Below are 15,140 nucleotides of genomic sequence, written 5' to 3'. Positions count from 1 at the left end.
GGCGGGTTGCTTATCGGCCCGCCCTTACTAATTGCGAGATAGCATGAACTATAAAATTGCCAGCGTTGGATTTATTGCTCTGTGTTTAAGTCTATTAACCGCTTGTGGGTTTGCGCCACGAGGCAGTTACTTATTAGATGAAAAACTCACCCAAATTTACGTCTCGTCTAGTGATGAATTTAGCCCGCTCGTTCGCGAGTTAAAGCGCCAGCTTTCTCAAAACAACGTAGCTGTATTTGAGTTTCCTCAAGACGATATCCCCACCTTGCACATCGGCGGCGAAAATATCAGCAAGCGCACCCTATCTTTGTTTGATAATGGTCAAGTAGCCGAGTATGAACTGAGTTATCAAGTTGCTGGCTACTTACAAATTGCTGAACAAGGTAACTTTCCGATTAACGTACAGTTACACCGGGACTTCCAAGATAACCCCCTAGCGGCGTTGGCCAAACAACGAGAGCGTGAACTGCTTTATTCAGAGTTGCGCGTCATGGCTTCAGACCAAATCATGCGCCAATTGGCCACGGTAAGCTGGTAGATGCGAATTTTTGCTGACCGTCTTGCGCAGCAAAACTGCGCCAATTTTAATTGCTTCATCATCGCCGGTGAAGAACCGCTAATTAAGATTGAGAGTATCGACAGCATTCGCCAACAGCTGCAACAACAAGGTTTAGCCGAAGAGCGCTTAAAGTTTACCTTTGATACTGATTTTCAGTGGGGTGACATCTTTGATGCGATGTCTGAATTGTCCTTATTCAGTCAGTACAAACTGATAGAGTTACAAATAGACCGAGCCCCGGACAAAGCGATTCAAAATCAGCTGACTGAATTGTTGCCGCTGATTAACTCAGAAACCCGCTTTTTGCTCAGTTTGCCTAAGGTCACCAAGGCGAACGAAAAACAACAGTGGTACAAGCACTTCGAGCAACATGGCTTAGTAGTAATGGTTTATCCACCAGAGGGTAATCAGCTTCAAGCGTGGGTACGCCAGCGTCTTCAGCAGCACAAATTACCCGCCAGCAATGACCTTATAGCGCTATTGTTACATTACTACGAGGGTAATTTACTCGCGTTGAACCAAGCGGTTGCCAATATTGCGTTACGCTGGGGAGAAAAGCTTCCCTCGCTGAAAGAGATCGAAGCGGGTTTATCTCATGCCAACCATTTTTCTAGCTTTCAATTAGTCGATGCCCTATTAGCTGCTGACTTCCAGCGTAGCTTACTGATCATCAAGCAGCTACGACTAGAAGGTGAAGAGCCAACCTTAATAAACTGGGGGCTAGACAAAGAATTTAAGTTACTACAAATTCTGCAGGCTCAACCTACCAGCCATCACCCCAGCATCTATAAGCAACATGGAGTTTGGAATAAGCGCCAAGGCTTAATTTCTCAGGCGGCCAAGCGCTTCAAACCACAGCAAATAGAGCAAGTGCGCTTGCAAATAGCTGTGATTGACCAAGCCATTAAAGGCTTTACTGGCGATCAAGCTTGGCATCACCTAGAACGTTTAGTTTTCCAACTGGCTTCTCCACATCATGAGCACGCTTAAACTATTTTTCGGAGGGTCTTTTGACCCAATCCATCTAGGACATTTAACGAGTGCTGAACGCTTGCTCGAGATAACTCAAGCGCAAGACATTACTTTACTGCCTAATGCACTATCGCCACTAAAATCTCGGCAGCACATTCCCCCTCATCAGCGTAAACAACTGCTAGAACTGGCACTGCAGCAGTATCCCAATTTGAAATTAGATTGGCGAGAAGTAGAACGAGGTGGTCACTCCTTTACCAGTGATACCCTTCAAGAACTGTCACTGCAATATCCCAATAATCCCATTGGCTTTGTCATGGGCTTAGATTCGTTTAATTACTTAGACCGTTGGCATAATTGGCAGCAACTCAGTGACTACGCCCACCTGATCGTGATTGCTCGACCGGGCTATCAGTTACACATGTCTAAGCCTCTAAAACAGTGGTTAAACGCTAGACTTTGCCACAATGTTGCAGAGTTAGACCAATCAAAAGCCGGTAAGGTCTACTTCTGTGAATTGCAGCCAATGGATATTTCATCCTCGAAGATTCGTGAAAACATTGCCAGTCAGGTCAACCTGCATACCCTAGAAGATATGCTTCCCGCAGATCTAATCAGTTATATTGTTCAACATAAACTCTACGGCGCTTAACCTAGCTAGACTGAGCATGATATACTTAGCCTTTAAATCCAATTTTTGGGGTGCAATAGTTGCAAAACCAACAACTCGTCGATTTTGTTATCGATAAGATCGAAGATATGAAAGGCCGTGATATTCAAAGCCTAAACGTTAGCGAACAATCAACCATTACCGATACTATGATTATCTGTAGTGGCAACTCCAAACGCCACGTTAAGTCTATTGCTGATAATGTTTTTAGGGAAGCGCGTTTAGCTGAACTTGAAGTCATTGGTATGGAAGGCATTGATGAGTCAGAATGGGTATTGCTTGATTTAGGTGATGTGGTCTTACACGTTATGCAAGACAGCGCTCGTGATTTTTACCAATTAGAAAAGTTGTGGGCACCAAGCCACTCCGAGTCTAAGGCCGGATGAAAATACAGTTAGTAGCGGTAGGCACAAAAATGCCTGCCTGGGTCGAAACTGCCTACCAAGAATACTCCCGCCGCTTTCCCAAAGATATGCCCCTAGAGTTAATCGAGGTTAACGCAGGCAAACGTGGGAAAAATGCCGATATTAAGCGAATTCTTGATAAAGAAGGCGAAGCGACACTGGCGGTAATACCTAAAGGAAACCGAGTGGTCACTTTAGAGGTCACCGGCAAACCATGGACGACTCCACAATTAGCTCAGCAATTAGATGCCTGGAAGATGGATGGCCGAGACGTTAGCCTATTAATTGGTGGCCCTGAAGGCTTAGCACCCAGCTGTATTAAAATAGCAGAACAACGCTGGTCGCTGTCGGCACTAACCCTTCCTCACCCAATGGTTAGAGTGATAGTCGCAGAAACGCTATACCGTGCTTGGAGCGTCACTGCCAACCACCCCTACCATAGAGAGTAGCGACTGATTATGGTAAGAAAACGCGTCGCTATGCGAGACCACTCTGCTGAATCACGATTATTTAATCGTCGTTCTTTGGTCTCAATTATTGGCACTTTTGTATTGATTTGCGTGCTGTTAGGAAATCTTTATTACATTCAATTTGAACAGCATGAAACCTATACCACTCGCTCTAACGACAACCGTATAAAAGTATTGCCTCTGGCACCACCTCGCGGTTTAGTTTACGACAGAAATGGCGTTTTACTGGCAGAAAACCGCCCTAACTTTAGCTTAGAAATTGTGCCTGAAAATGTCGATGACCTCGATTTATTGCTGTCTGAGCTCAGCACCTTACTCGGCTTAAGTGAAACCGACATAGAGCGATTCTACCAGCTTAAAAAGCACACCCGTCGCTTTAAGCCTGTAGCCCTAAAATCACAATTAAGTGAACAACAAGTTGCCGTGTTTGCGGTTCAGCAACACAAATATCCTGGGGCAAGTATTGAGGCTAGCCTGATTCGTTACTATCCCTATGGCGATAGCCTTACCCATCTACTTGGTTATGTTGCCAGAATCAACGCGAGAGATTTAGAGCGCTTAGAAAAAGAAAACAAGCTGGCAGAATACGATGCGACGAGAACCATCGGCAAACAAGGTATAGAGCGATACTATGAAGAAATTCTGCACGGCAACGTCGGCTATCAAGAAGTAGAAGTCAATAATCGCGGGCGAATTATTCGCACCATGAAGATTGTTCCGCCTATTCCCGGCAAAGACTTATATCTGAATGTAGACATTCGATTACAATTAGAAGCCCAAAGACTGCTGGCTGGACGTAGAGGCTCGGCAGTATTATTAGACGCTAAAACCAGCGGGGTGTTGGCAATGGTGTCTAGTCCCAGCTACGATCCCAACTTATTTGTAAATGGAATCAGTAGCAAAAACTACAACAAACTACTTAACTCTACCGACCGACCTTTAATTAACCGAGCCACTAAAGGGGTCTACCCTCCTGCTTCTACCGTAAAACCACAACTTGCGGTGATGGGCTTAGAGCTAGGAAAAATAACCGTAGAGCAGCGTATTTGGGATCCTGGTTGGTTTCAAATTCCTAATACTAAACGCCGCTTTCGAGACTGGAAACGCTGGGGCCATGGTTGGGTTGACGTTTATAAAGCGATTGAACAAAGTGTCGACACCTATTTTTACAAATTAGCCTATGAAACGGGCATCAATGACATGCACGCCTATATGAATAAATTTGGCTTTGGTGAATACACCGGCATTGATATTCATGAAGAAAGTAAAGCCAACATGCCCAGCCGCGAGTGGAAACGGGCAAGGTATCGTCAGCCATGGTGGCAAGGAGATACTATTTCAGTGGGTATTGGCCAAGGCTACTGGACGACAACCCCTATTCAGTTAGCTCAAGCAACCAATATCTTGGCCAATCGAGGTAATGTCATTACTCCGCGAATTTTAAAAAGTGTCGGTAATTCCAATTCTCACATAGGGCTTCCCCCTCAAGTCAAAGAGCCCATTAAGTTAAACGATAGCAACAACTGGCAAGTGGCATTAGACGGTATGTATGGGGTAATCAACAAGAGTAACGGTACCGCGCGTAAAGCCTTTAAAGATACTCGCTATGTTGCCGCAGGGAAATCAGGAACAGCACAAGTGGTGAATATCGCAGAAGATGAAGAATACGATGCAGATAAACTTAAAGAACAGCATCGTGATAATGCCATGTTTGTCGCCTTTGCGCCCTTTGAGAAACCTGAAGTTGTCGCGTCTGTAGTGGTAGAAAATGCCGGTGGCGGTAGCTCAATGGCTGCCCCGCTAATTCGCCAGTTATTTGATCGTTATTTTGAAACTAAAGGCAGTTATTAGTTATGGGGAACTATAGCCAAGAACAAAAAAACTCACTGTGGTGGCGACTCCACTTAGACTGGCCACTGTTACTGGGTTTAGTGGCACTAATGAGCCTGGGGCTATTTGTTTTATATAGTGCCAGTGGTGAGAGTATGGACATGCTAAACCGCCAATTTATCCGTATTGGGCTGGCGGCTGTAGTGATGTTTGTTCTCGCTCAGGTTCCTCCTGATGTATATCTTCGCTGGGCCCCATTTTTCTTTTTTACTGGTTTGGTGATGCTGCTTGCGGTATTGATTGTGGGTGACGTTGGTAAAGGCGCTCAGCGTTGGCTTGATCTTGGTTTTATCCGTTTTCAGCCCTCAGAAATAATGAAGCTTGCCGTTCCACTTATGGTTGCGCGTTATATTAGCCAGCACCCACTTCCCCCGAGCTTCAAACATTTATTGATTGGCGCAACTATCGCTATTGCACCTACATTACTGATTGCAAAACAGCCCGATTTAGGGACTTCATTACTGGTAGCCGCCTCAGGGATATTTGCCCTGTTCCTCGCAGGTATGAGCTGGCGCTTAGTCATGGCTGCAGGAGGAATGATCGCGGCATTCATTCCGCTACTGTGGTTCTTTTTAATGCGTGATTACCAGCGACAGCGGGTTCTCACATTACTCAATCCTGAAAGCGATCCTTTAGGAGCGGGTTATCATATTATTCAATCAAAGATCGCCATTGGTTCTGGGGGATTTTCAGGCAAAGGTTGGCTACAAGGCACCCAATCTCAACTAGACTTTTTGCCGGAGCGTCATACTGATTTCATATTCGCGGTATTTGCTGAAGAATTTGGCTTTATCGGCGTAGTATTGTTGCTGTGTTTATATTTTTACATCGTAGGGCGAGGCCTATTCATTGCCACCCAAGCACAAACCGCTTTTGGCCGCTTACTGGCAGGGTGCATTATCCTCACATTCTTTGTTTATGTCTTTGTAAACATTGGTATGGTAAGTGGCTTGCTGCCGGTGGTAGGTGTTCCATTACCTTTAGTGAGTTATGGTGGTACTTCGATAGTGACACTGATGGCTGGTTTTGGCATTCTGATGTCTGTTCATACTCATAAAAGGCTTTATGCCCAATAAGGATAGCTATGCGCTTGTGCTGTTGCTTGGTTTTTGCTGTTACTCAATTATGGTTTAGCTCTGCGTTTGCCAATACCGAACAACAACGCATGGAAGCGTTAAGTAATGAGTTAAATATTCCTTTAACTCAATTGCAACAGGCCGCAGGACAAGCCCAATACCAACAAGCGGTCATTGATGCCATTACTCGCCCTTGGGAAGCCAAACCATGGCATTTATATCGCGCGCTTTTTCTTACAGAAGAACGTCTAAATGCGGGTATAGCTTTTTGGCAAGAGCATCAGCAGACACTGGAGCGAGCCGAAAAAGAATTTAACGTTCCTGCTCAAATGATCGTAGCCATCATTGGCGTTGAAACCTATTACGGGCGACATAAAGGCACCTATCCAGTTATCGATGCCTTATATACCCTAGGTTTTCATTATCCGAAGCGGGCTCAGTTCTTCAGTAAAGAATTCGCCTACTTCATCCGTTTAGCCGAGCAACAAGGTTGGCAATTAGACGAAGTTAAAGGCTCTTATGCTGGAGCAATGGGTTACGGCCAGTTCATCCCATCTAGTTACATTCATTATGGTGTCGATTTTGACCGAGATGGTGAGATAGATATGTTAAACAATCCGGTAGATGCGATTGGTAGCGTGGCCAACTACTTCAGCAAACATCGCTGGCAATTAGGTGAGCCGGTGGTTCACCCTGCTACTGCGAGTCAAATACAAGCAAAACCGTGGTTAACGAGTGAATTGAAATTGAAAGATACCTGGCAACAATTGCATCAAGCAGGCATCACTACTAAGGTGCAGTTAGCCGATAATACGCCACTAAAGTTACTCGAGTTAGAGGAAGTAGAAGGGCATAGTTACTGGCTTGCAGAGCATAACTTCTACGTTATTACTCGTTATAATCGCAGCCCACTTTACGCCATGGCGGTACACCAGTTTAGCGAGCAGCTCAAGCAAACCAAGGCCCAACTCGATGCTAACTAGCCCGCATAACTCTCAGCCTTTACGTCGCTTATTTAGCCTAGCCCTCACGCTAATTGTTGGCGCGTGTAGTTCACCTCCCAGTGAGCAGCGTTATGGCATGAGTAATGATACGGCGCCGGACTCGGCGCCAACTCTAGCGCACCTAGAAAACCCGGTTCCTCGTTATGAGGCATACAGCCGCCAAGGCAATAGAGATTACACAGTACGAGGGAAAAACTATCAAGTATGGCGCGATATAAAAGAGCATGAGACCACGGGCAATGCATCATGGTACGGTAAAAAGTTCCATGGACACCTCACCTCAAATGGTGAGATCTACGATATGTACAGCTTATCTGCCGCCCATAAAAACCTGCCTTTACCCAGCTATGTGGAAGTCACTAACCTTAGCAACGATAAATCAGTAATTGTTCGTGTCAATGATCGCGGCCCGTTTCATCAAGAGCGCATCATAGACCTCTCTTTTGCGGCGGCCTATAAACTAGACATGCTCAAGTCAGGCACAGCAAAAGTCAAAATAAAACTGCTTAAATTTGACAACACAGACTCGAATGCTGAGCGCGCGTTTATCGATGGCAAACAGTATTATGTGCAACTCGTAGCGAGCAAAAATACCGAAGTCATCAGCCAGCATAGAAGCCAACTTGATGCCGCCGGCCTAAGCACCGTATTGATTACAGAAAATGGTTGGCAAAAGCTTCGGGTGGGCCCCTACTACGATGTATTAAGTGCCGAGAACACCTTATTGAAAATGCAGCAAAGCCAATATAAAGATGCTTATATAATTAACCGAAAAGCTAAATAGTCGATTTAGCCTAGGAACTTACCAACACCGCTTAAGTTTTGTTATAGTGAGTGCCGTCCGAGTTTTATTGACTAACAAGCCAAAGAGCCAACAATGATTAAAAATGTATTCCAGCGTGTTAGCTACGCCTCTGTGCTTCTGATTGCAAGTAGCGTGAGTGTCGCTAACGCTGCTCCTCAAGTCATCCCCAACGCCCCTATTATTTCAGCCAAAGGCTATTACTTAGTAGATTTTGATTCAGGGCGAGTGCTCGCAGCCGAAAATGAAGAAGCAAGCCTGGCACCAGCCAGTTTAACCAAGATAATGACCAGCTATATCATTGGTAAGGAAATCAAATCGGGTAAACTAAACCCAAATGATATGGTGACGATTAGCGAGAAAGCTTGGTCTAAAAACTTCCCTGACTCGTCAAAAATGTTTATCGAAGTCGGTAAGCAAGTGCAAGTCGCCGACCTCAACCGCGGTATTATCATTCAATCAGGCAACGATGCTTGTGTTGCAATGGCCGAGCACATCGCTGGTAGTGAAGATTCTTTTGCAAGTTTGATGAACTCTTGGGCTGATCACTTAGGCATGGTGAATACTCACTTCGCCAACAGCCACGGTTTAGATAGCACAGAGCAGTACACTACCGCTAAAGATATGGCTATTTTGGCCACAGCGATGATACGCGACGTGCCTGATGAGTATGCTATTTACAAAGAGAAGTCTTTTACCTTTAACGGCATTACTCAACATAACCGCAATACCCTATTGTGGGACAAGAGTCTAAATGTTGATGGCATGAAAACAGGCCATACGAGTAAAGCCGGTTACAGTCTAGTGTCTTCTGCTACCAACAATGATATGCGTCTAGTCGCCGTTGTCATGGGTACCAATTCTTCGAAAGCTCGCGCCGCGGAAAGTAAAAAGCTGCTCAACTGGGGCTTTAGGTTTTTTGAAACGGTCAAGCCCTATCAAGCAGGTGATAGCTTTGTCGAGCAAGCCGTATGGATGGCAGACCAAGACTCAGTAGCACTAGGTGTTGACCAAAACATTGCGCTTACCCTGCCTCGCGGTCAAGCCAGTAAATTAAAAGCCAGCTTTGAGTTAAAAGACGAGCTAAAAGCCCCATTAACTAAAGGCCAAGTTGTCGGCTCTGTGTATTTCCAGGTAGATGAAACGGATGTCGCGGAATACCCACTAGTGGTGCTAGAAGACGTAGAGCAAGGCAGTATTTTCAAACGCTTACTGGATTACATAAAGCTATTTTTTGCTTCTTTGTTTAGCTAACAATTCAAGGGGCTAGCTTATTGGCTAAGCGGCTTCACATAAATCCTAGGTAAACATCACAAAAACGCGTTAGAATAACGCGTTTTTTATTTCCATCTGCTGCTTTATCGAGTAGCTAGATCTGTATTTTTAGGTCAGTTATGCAAACTAAATTTGATGAGTACTTAGAGTTCCCATGTGATTTTACTTTCAAAATCATGGGCGTTAACAATGACACCTTAGACGACCAAGTACTGAGTGTAATTCAACGCCTCGCGCCGGGTGACTATAGCCCTAAAACAAGACCCAGCAGTAAAGGCAACTACAAAGCGATTAGCCTCGTTGTAAAGGTTACCAGTAAACAGCATATAGAAAGCTTATACACTGAGATTGGCGCTATTGAAGATGTCCGCCACGTATTGTAATGCCTGAACAAAACACACTGCTCGTTCGCCACTTAGGCCTGCAAGAATACAATCAAGTCTTCCAAGCAATGCGTGATTTCACCGATCAACGTGGTGCTGAACAGACCGACGAATTGTGGCTGGTAGAGCATAAACCAGTGTTTACCCAAGGCCAAGCCGGTAAACCAGAACACTTGCTGGCGAGCAGTGACATTCCAATTGTTCAAGCTGACCGCGGTGGACAAGTCACTTATCATGGCCCAGGCCAATTGGTGGCGTACCCTCTATTGAACATTCGCCGCCGAAAACTTGGTGTGCGAGACTTAGTCACCATTATTGAACAGAGCATTATTCAAACCTTAAGCGCTTATCAAATAGACGCCTACGCAAAAAAGGATGCGCCCGGCGTTTATGTAGACCACAAGAAAATTGCCTCTTTAGGTTTACGCATTCGCAAAGGCTGCTCTTTTCATGGATTAGCATTAAACGTAAACATGGACCTTAGTCCATTTTTGCTGATAAACCCTTGCGGTTATGCCGGCCTAGAAATGGCCCAAATAAGCGATTTTGTAGATACCCTCACTGTTGAGCAAGTGGCCGAACAACTTACCCAAGTTATGGTTCAGCAACTGGCTTACAGCAATACCGAACATCAACAAGGACTGCCCACACTATGAGTGCAAAGAAAGTGCGTATGGAGCCCGGAGTAAAACTTCGCGATGCCGACAAGATGGCGTTTATTCCTGTGAAGGTAATACCCTCAGAAAAAGAAACAATGCTACGCAAACCAGAATGGATGCGTATCAAACTGCCTTCTGACACCACCCGCATTAATGAAATCAAAAGTGCAATGCGCAAGCACGATCTGCACTCGGTGTGTGAAGAAGCCTCTTGCCCAAATTTAGCCGAATGCTTTAATCACGGTACCGCTACCTTCATGATTATGGGTGACATTTGTACCCGTCGTTGTCCATTCTGCGATGTTGGCCACGGTAAACCCTTAGCGCTAGACAAAGAAGAACCGACAAAATTGGCAGCAACCATTGCCGACATGAAGCTACGCTATGTGGTGATCACCTCGGTTGATCGCGATGACTTGCGTGATGGTGGTGCGAGCCACTTTGCTGAATGTGTAAGCGAAATACGCAAACATAGTCCAAATATTCAAATTGAAACCTTGGTCCCTGATTTTAAAGGCAGAATGGATAAAGCCCTAGAAATCTTAGATAAAAATCCACCCGATGTATTCAACCACAATTTGGAAACTGCACCAGGTTTATACAAGCAGGTGCGCCCAGGTTCAGACTATCAATGGTCATTAACCTTGCTTAAACGCTTTAAAGAGTTACACCCTAATGTCCCAACAAAATCGGGCTTAATGATGGGCCTAGGCGAGACTAACGAAGAAATATTGCAAGTGATGCAAGATCTACGTGACCATGGCGTAACCATGCTGACACTCGGCCAATACCTGCAACCCAGTAAGCACCACTTACCGGTGACACGGTATGTCCCCCCAGCTGAGTTTGATGAACTAAAAGCCAAGGCAGAAGCGATGGGCTTCACTCACGCCGCTTGTGGGCCGCTAGTTCGCTCTAGTTACCATGCAGACCTGCAGGCTAAAGGTGAAGAAGTAAAATAGCGTCGCTGTTTTTATTTCGGAACAAACTGGAGAGCAGCAGCTCTCCTTTTTTATGGGCGTTTATCCCCATTCACCAGAACCATAATAAGCAGGCAAAGCAATAAGCTGAGCTACCCAGCAGCAGAAAGCTATAATAAAAAACCCGAAAAGTCCGACACGGTTCATTAATGCCAGTAATAGAAGAGAATAAATACGCAGAAACAAATACGCCAAGCTAAATTAGCTTGGCGTTCCAACCAAATACGGAAAGTAATAAACGGTAAATAGACTAACTTACTAAGCAGTGGGACTCACAAAACTACAAATCACACCACTCAACTAAGGCGGTCCAGCCATCTTAAGGATAAGCTCCTTAAGATCTGTAACTTTCCGACCTTGGATCACTCCAAGTTTGGCTTTGACTCAGCGCTGGCGAGACCAAAATACTCACCAACAAATTAATATTAAATCAAATTAGGTTGCTTTGGCAAGATTTAATCATCGATACTAGTAGTTAGTAAAATGTCTATACTTACCATACTTTCATAGCCTTAAAGTTATGCTACGATACCGCAAAAGGACTAGAAAACTCAGTAATGGCTACGCAATACGATTATAGCGGCAAACAGATCCTCATCGTTGACGACCAACGCGCCTTTCAAGTCATGCTGAAAGCTATGCTGCAAAACTTTGGTGCTACCGAAGTCTATTTTGCAAACACTGGCGAAGCCGCGGTTAAAGCCTGCAAAAAGCGTAAATTTGATATTCTACTTGTTGATTACAACCTAGGAACGGGTAAGAACGGGGGTCAACTTCTGGAAGAGTTGCGGGTCAGTAAACTACTCAATGTAGATGCCTTATTCTTCATCATTAGTGGTGACAATAATAAAAGCATGGTTCTCAGTGCACTAGAAATGGAACCCGATGAATTTATTACTAAACCCTTTTCGCAATTCCAGTTACACAATCGCTTAGCGAGGTCGCACTTAAAAAGGCAATCTTTACGCAAAATATATCAAGCGCTAGCCGACAAAGAGTACCAACAAGTTATCACCTTGTGTGACCAACAAATTGAAGCTGACAATAAATACAGTAATTATTGTCGAAATCTTCGCGTAGAAGCCCAAATTGCATTAGGTGAATATACAGCTGCCAAAGCTGCATTAGAAGCCATCTTAAAAGAACGTAAACAAACATGGGCAAAGGCAACCCTAGGCCGCGTTCATCTCTTGTTAAATGACAACCAAAGTGCCATAGCAACGCTTAACCGCTCAATTAGCGAAAGCCCTTTATTGCTTACCGCTTATGATTGGTTGGCGCGCGCTTACCGCGCCGAGGGAGACTTAGACAAAGCGTTAGAAACAGTACTTAAAGCCGCTAAACTGGCAGTAAATAGTATTGAACGTCAGCAACTGTTAGCTGAATTAGCCATGGACGCGGGAGATCTCAGTTTAGCTAAAGAAACCTTTTCTACCATTTTACAACTGGCCCGCCGCTCGATACATCGTGGCCCACACCACCTTTGTAACTACGTGCGCAGCCTGATCGACGAAGCGCAAAGCGAGGACGATTTATACCGTAAGAATCGTTTATTACAAGAAGTGAATTCGGTGTTGTTTCACGCTAGACGTGAAGAAGGTAAAGACGACGATTTCAATTTTGAAGCCTTTGAGGGGATTAGCCAAGCCAGAGTGCATGCCACTAAGGGAGAACTAAATAAAGCCAAGCGTTTACTCTTTGATAGCCATGATGGTTTATTAGATTCCCCCAGCAAGGTAAGCGGCGAGTTATTACCGGATACCTTCTTAACCCTAAATTCTGTCGGCGAATTTGAATACGCAATGCCATTTGCAGAAGAGTTAGAAAAACGCGATAACATCGATCCTGTATCACTATCTTCGGCCCATAAGGTGCTAAAAGCCGAAGACTTTGAGCTAAAATTAGGCCAATTTCGCGAATTTAACAAAATGGGCATTGAAGCTTACGAAGAGCAGCGTTTTTATGAAGCGACCAACTTTTTTGATAAGGCTCTGCAAGTAGCGCCCGGTAATACAGGGGCGATTTTGAACAAAATTCAAGCTATTTTAAAACAAATAAACGCCTCACCAAAGGGCGTTAGCGGTCAGTTGCTAGGTGAATGTAAAATCACTATCAAACTTCTGGATGGGCTTAAACTCAATGAAAATCATGCTGAACGTTACTCCACCTTAAAAAGTGAATTTCAACAACTTGGGAGTAACCGCGGCAAGTAACCCGCCAATCGAAATCTATAACGTTAACGATTTACCACACTGATTTATTTGTTATCCCAAGCAGGCATTAAAAGCTATTTACACCTCTCGCAGTTTCATTTATTTGGCATACACTTATAAAGATTGCAGCGAAGCAAGACTGATTAAGGCTTATGTTTTGTAACGGCCAGCGGGGTATTTGAATGGTGAGATGCGCAAAATGTTTATATCAAGATGCCTCTGGAGCCAGTTGCCAAGAACCGGCTTTGAAGAGTGGTTTATGTTTTTGGCATGATCCTGATGAAGATAAAACTGGGCCCGAAATAAAAGTAAAATTGGAGAACTACGCTAAAGGTGGCGGTGTGCTGCGAGGTATCAGTTTAAAAAAAGCCCAGCTAGTCGATATTGATTTGGTTAAATATAACAGTAAGCAAGGCTACGATATGAGTGGTGCTGATTTATATCGTTCAAACTTGAAAGGAGCCCACCTATTCAACATCGACTTCCAAAACGGCAGTCTGATGAAAGCCGATCTAAGAGGCGCTAACCTAAACCACGCGAATTTAAGCAAAACCAACCTACTTGGCACCAAAATGGATCTCTGTAAATGCGACAGTTTATGTGTTGGTGACAAAATACTGCAAGAACAACTCGGCAGTGCTGCTGAACGCCAGCAAGATAAAGAAGCAATGCATGATTATTACCAACAAGCTGAGGAAATTTATCGCTGTTTACGTAAAACCGCTGAATCCGAAGGCTTATTCACCACAGCAGGTGCTTTTTTAAGAAAAGAGCTCACCATGCGTCGCTATCAAATGCCCAAATTATCTTATCGCCGAGGCATATCTAAATTGGTCGATTTAGTATGCGGTTATGGTGAGTTGCCAACACGAGTAGTACTGACGTCTTTAATCATCATACTTAGCTGCGCCATTGTTTACTTTTTTACTGGTATTCATTTCAACGGCAACATTGTAGCCTTAGACCTCAACCAAAGTGTTAGCCATAACTTCGTGTCTTTTTTTGAATGCTTGTATTATAGCGTGGTCACATTTACCACTTTAGGTTACGGTGATTTTACCCCTGTAGGTTACTCGCGGGCTTTCGCCGCTATCGAAGCTTTTAGTGGGAGCTTCATTATCGCCTTGTTTGTGGTAGTTTTTGTAAAAAAAATGACGCGCTAGCTTACACCAGCAACGGCTGACGACTTCGATAAACAAATATAATGCAATTCTAAGAGTAGTTACGTAAAGTTGTATTAATACATACTTATGGAGGTTCTACATTGAAATTTGTAGTGCTAGCGCTGCTGGCAGTTTTTGTTATTTTATTTATTCTTCGAGCAAACAATGGCGCTAAGGTTACCAAACAAAACCGCCAGTTAGGTCAGGACTTCTTGACCAGTAACGGACAGCAAGAAGGTGTGATTACTACTGAGTCAGGGCTTCAATACAAAGTCTTGGAGGATGTAGTAAGCGATAACGACAAACCCACACCGCACAGTGTTGTAACAGTACATTACCATGGCACCTTACTCAGTGGTTTAGTCTTCGATAGCTCAGTAGACCGAGGGCGCCCCGCTCAATTTCCACTCGGCCAAGTTATCGCCGGTTGGACAGAAGGGTTACAGTATATGAATGTTGGTGAGAAATTTCGCTTTTTCATTCCTAGCCAATTGGCGTATGGCGACCGCAGTGTAGCTTCTATTCCATCAGGCTCAACGCTCATTTTTGATGTTGAACTGTTGTCTATCGACACCAAATAGACTTAACCATAACAAAGCGTTGGCTCTGCCAAGGCTTTG

The 15,140-nt window shown here is 44.4% G+C and carries 16 protein-coding genes and 1 riboswitch; all 16 genes read left to right on the top strand.

Going from position 1 to position 15,140, the window contains the following annotated elements; all coding sequences use genetic code 11:
- Nucleotides 1-43 precede the first annotated feature (43 nt).
- The 16 genes from M0C34_RS06410 (at nucleotide 44) to M0C34_RS06335 (ending at nucleotide 15,101) form a co-directional block, all read left to right on the top strand.
- A complete protein-coding gene (locus tag M0C34_RS06410) occupies nucleotides 44-538 on the top strand; it encodes an LPS-assembly lipoprotein LptE (protein ID WP_248714811.1) in 495 nt (164 codons plus the stop codon).
- Nucleotides 539-1,549 (top strand): DNA polymerase III subunit delta, encoded by a 1,011-nt coding sequence (gene holA / locus M0C34_RS06405; protein WP_248714810.1) that lies wholly within the window; start codon nucleotides 539-541, stop codon nucleotides 1,547-1,549.
- On the top strand, nucleotides 1,536-2,183 hold the full coding sequence (nadD, locus tag M0C34_RS06400) for a nicotinate-nucleotide adenylyltransferase (RefSeq protein WP_248714809.1): 648 nt from the start codon (nucleotides 1,536-1,538) through the stop codon (nucleotides 2,181-2,183). The genes holA and nadD overlap by 14 nt, the downstream gene beginning before the upstream one ends.
- Before the next feature lie 59 nt (nucleotides 2,184-2,242).
- The gene (gene rsfS / locus M0C34_RS06395) at nucleotides 2,243-2,587 is read left to right on the top strand and encodes a ribosome silencing factor (RefSeq protein WP_248714808.1); all 345 of its coding nucleotides are present in this window, start codon (nucleotides 2,243-2,245) and stop codon (nucleotides 2,585-2,587) included.
- Nucleotides 2,584-3,054 carry a 23S rRNA (pseudouridine(1915)-N(3))-methyltransferase RlmH gene (rlmH, locus tag M0C34_RS06390; protein ID WP_248714807.1) on the top strand — a complete coding sequence of 157 codons (471 nt, stop codon included), beginning with the start codon at nucleotides 2,584-2,586 and terminating at the stop codon, nucleotides 3,052-3,054. The genes rsfS and rlmH overlap by 4 nt, the downstream gene beginning before the upstream one ends.
- Nucleotides 3,055-3,063: 9 nt before the next feature.
- On the top strand, nucleotides 3,064-4,926 hold the full coding sequence (gene mrdA / locus M0C34_RS06385) for a penicillin-binding protein 2 (RefSeq protein WP_248714806.1): 1,863 nt from the start codon (nucleotides 3,064-3,066) through the stop codon (nucleotides 4,924-4,926).
- 2 nt (nucleotides 4,927-4,928) lie between these two features.
- Entirely contained in the window at nucleotides 4,929-6,041 is a 1,113-nt protein-coding gene (gene rodA / locus M0C34_RS06380; protein ID WP_248714805.1) for a rod shape-determining protein RodA, read from the top strand.
- Nucleotides 6,042-6,049: 8 nt separating this feature from the next.
- Entirely contained in the window at nucleotides 6,050-7,024 is a 975-nt protein-coding gene (gene mltB, locus M0C34_RS06375) for a lytic murein transglycosylase B (protein ID WP_248714804.1), read from the top strand.
- Entirely contained in the window at nucleotides 7,014-7,829 is an 816-nt protein-coding gene (locus M0C34_RS06370; protein ID WP_248714803.1) for a septal ring lytic transglycosylase RlpA family protein, read from the top strand. The genes mltB and M0C34_RS06370 overlap by 11 nt, the downstream gene beginning before the upstream one ends.
- A 93-nt stretch (nucleotides 7,830-7,922) precedes the next feature.
- Nucleotides 7,923-9,101, top strand: a complete 1,179-nt coding sequence (locus tag M0C34_RS06365) for a serine hydrolase (protein WP_248714802.1) — start codon at nucleotides 7,923-7,925, stop codon at nucleotides 9,099-9,101.
- A 140-nt stretch (nucleotides 9,102-9,241) separates the two neighbouring features.
- The gene (gene ybeD / locus M0C34_RS06360; RefSeq protein WP_248714801.1) at nucleotides 9,242-9,505 is read left to right on the top strand and encodes a DUF493 family protein YbeD; all 264 of its coding nucleotides are present in this window, start codon (nucleotides 9,242-9,244) and stop codon (nucleotides 9,503-9,505) included.
- Nucleotides 9,505-10,161 (top strand): lipoyl(octanoyl) transferase LipB, encoded by a 657-nt coding sequence (lipB, locus tag M0C34_RS06355; protein ID WP_248714800.1) that lies wholly within the window; start codon nucleotides 9,505-9,507, stop codon nucleotides 10,159-10,161. The genes ybeD and lipB overlap by 1 nt, the downstream gene beginning before the upstream one ends.
- On the top strand, nucleotides 10,158-11,126 hold the full coding sequence (gene lipA / locus M0C34_RS06350) for a lipoyl synthase (RefSeq protein WP_248714799.1): 969 nt from the start codon (nucleotides 10,158-10,160) through the stop codon (nucleotides 11,124-11,126). Before lipB ends, lipA begins: the two co-directional genes overlap by 4 nt.
- A gap of 319 nt (nucleotides 11,127-11,445) precedes the next feature.
- A riboswitch (cyclic di-GMP riboswitch) is annotated at nucleotides 11,446-11,532 on the bottom strand.
- A 169-nt stretch (nucleotides 11,533-11,701) separates the two neighbouring features.
- The gene (locus tag M0C34_RS06345) at nucleotides 11,702-13,357 is read left to right on the top strand and encodes a response regulator (protein ID WP_248714798.1); all 1,656 of its coding nucleotides are present in this window, start codon (nucleotides 11,702-11,704) and stop codon (nucleotides 13,355-13,357) included.
- Nucleotides 13,358-13,539: 182 nt separating this feature from the next.
- On the top strand, nucleotides 13,540-14,520 hold the full coding sequence (locus tag M0C34_RS06340) for an ion channel (RefSeq protein WP_248714797.1): 981 nt from the start codon (nucleotides 13,540-13,542) through the stop codon (nucleotides 14,518-14,520).
- Nucleotides 14,521-14,621: 101 nt separating this feature from the next.
- Entirely contained in the window at nucleotides 14,622-15,101 is a 480-nt protein-coding gene (locus M0C34_RS06335) for a BamJ family beta-barrel-assembly machinery protein (RefSeq protein WP_248714796.1), read from the top strand.
- The last annotated feature ends 39 nt before the right edge of the window (nucleotides 15,102-15,140 follow it).

The sequence above is a fragment of the Agarivorans sp. TSD2052 genome, assembly GCF_023238625.1.
In the GTDB taxonomy this organism is placed as follows: Bacteria; Pseudomonadota; Gammaproteobacteria; order Enterobacterales; family Celerinatantimonadaceae; genus Agarivorans.
The sequence above is the reverse complement of the archived record's forward strand: the minus strand, read 5'-3'. Positions and strand labels throughout refer to the sequence as shown.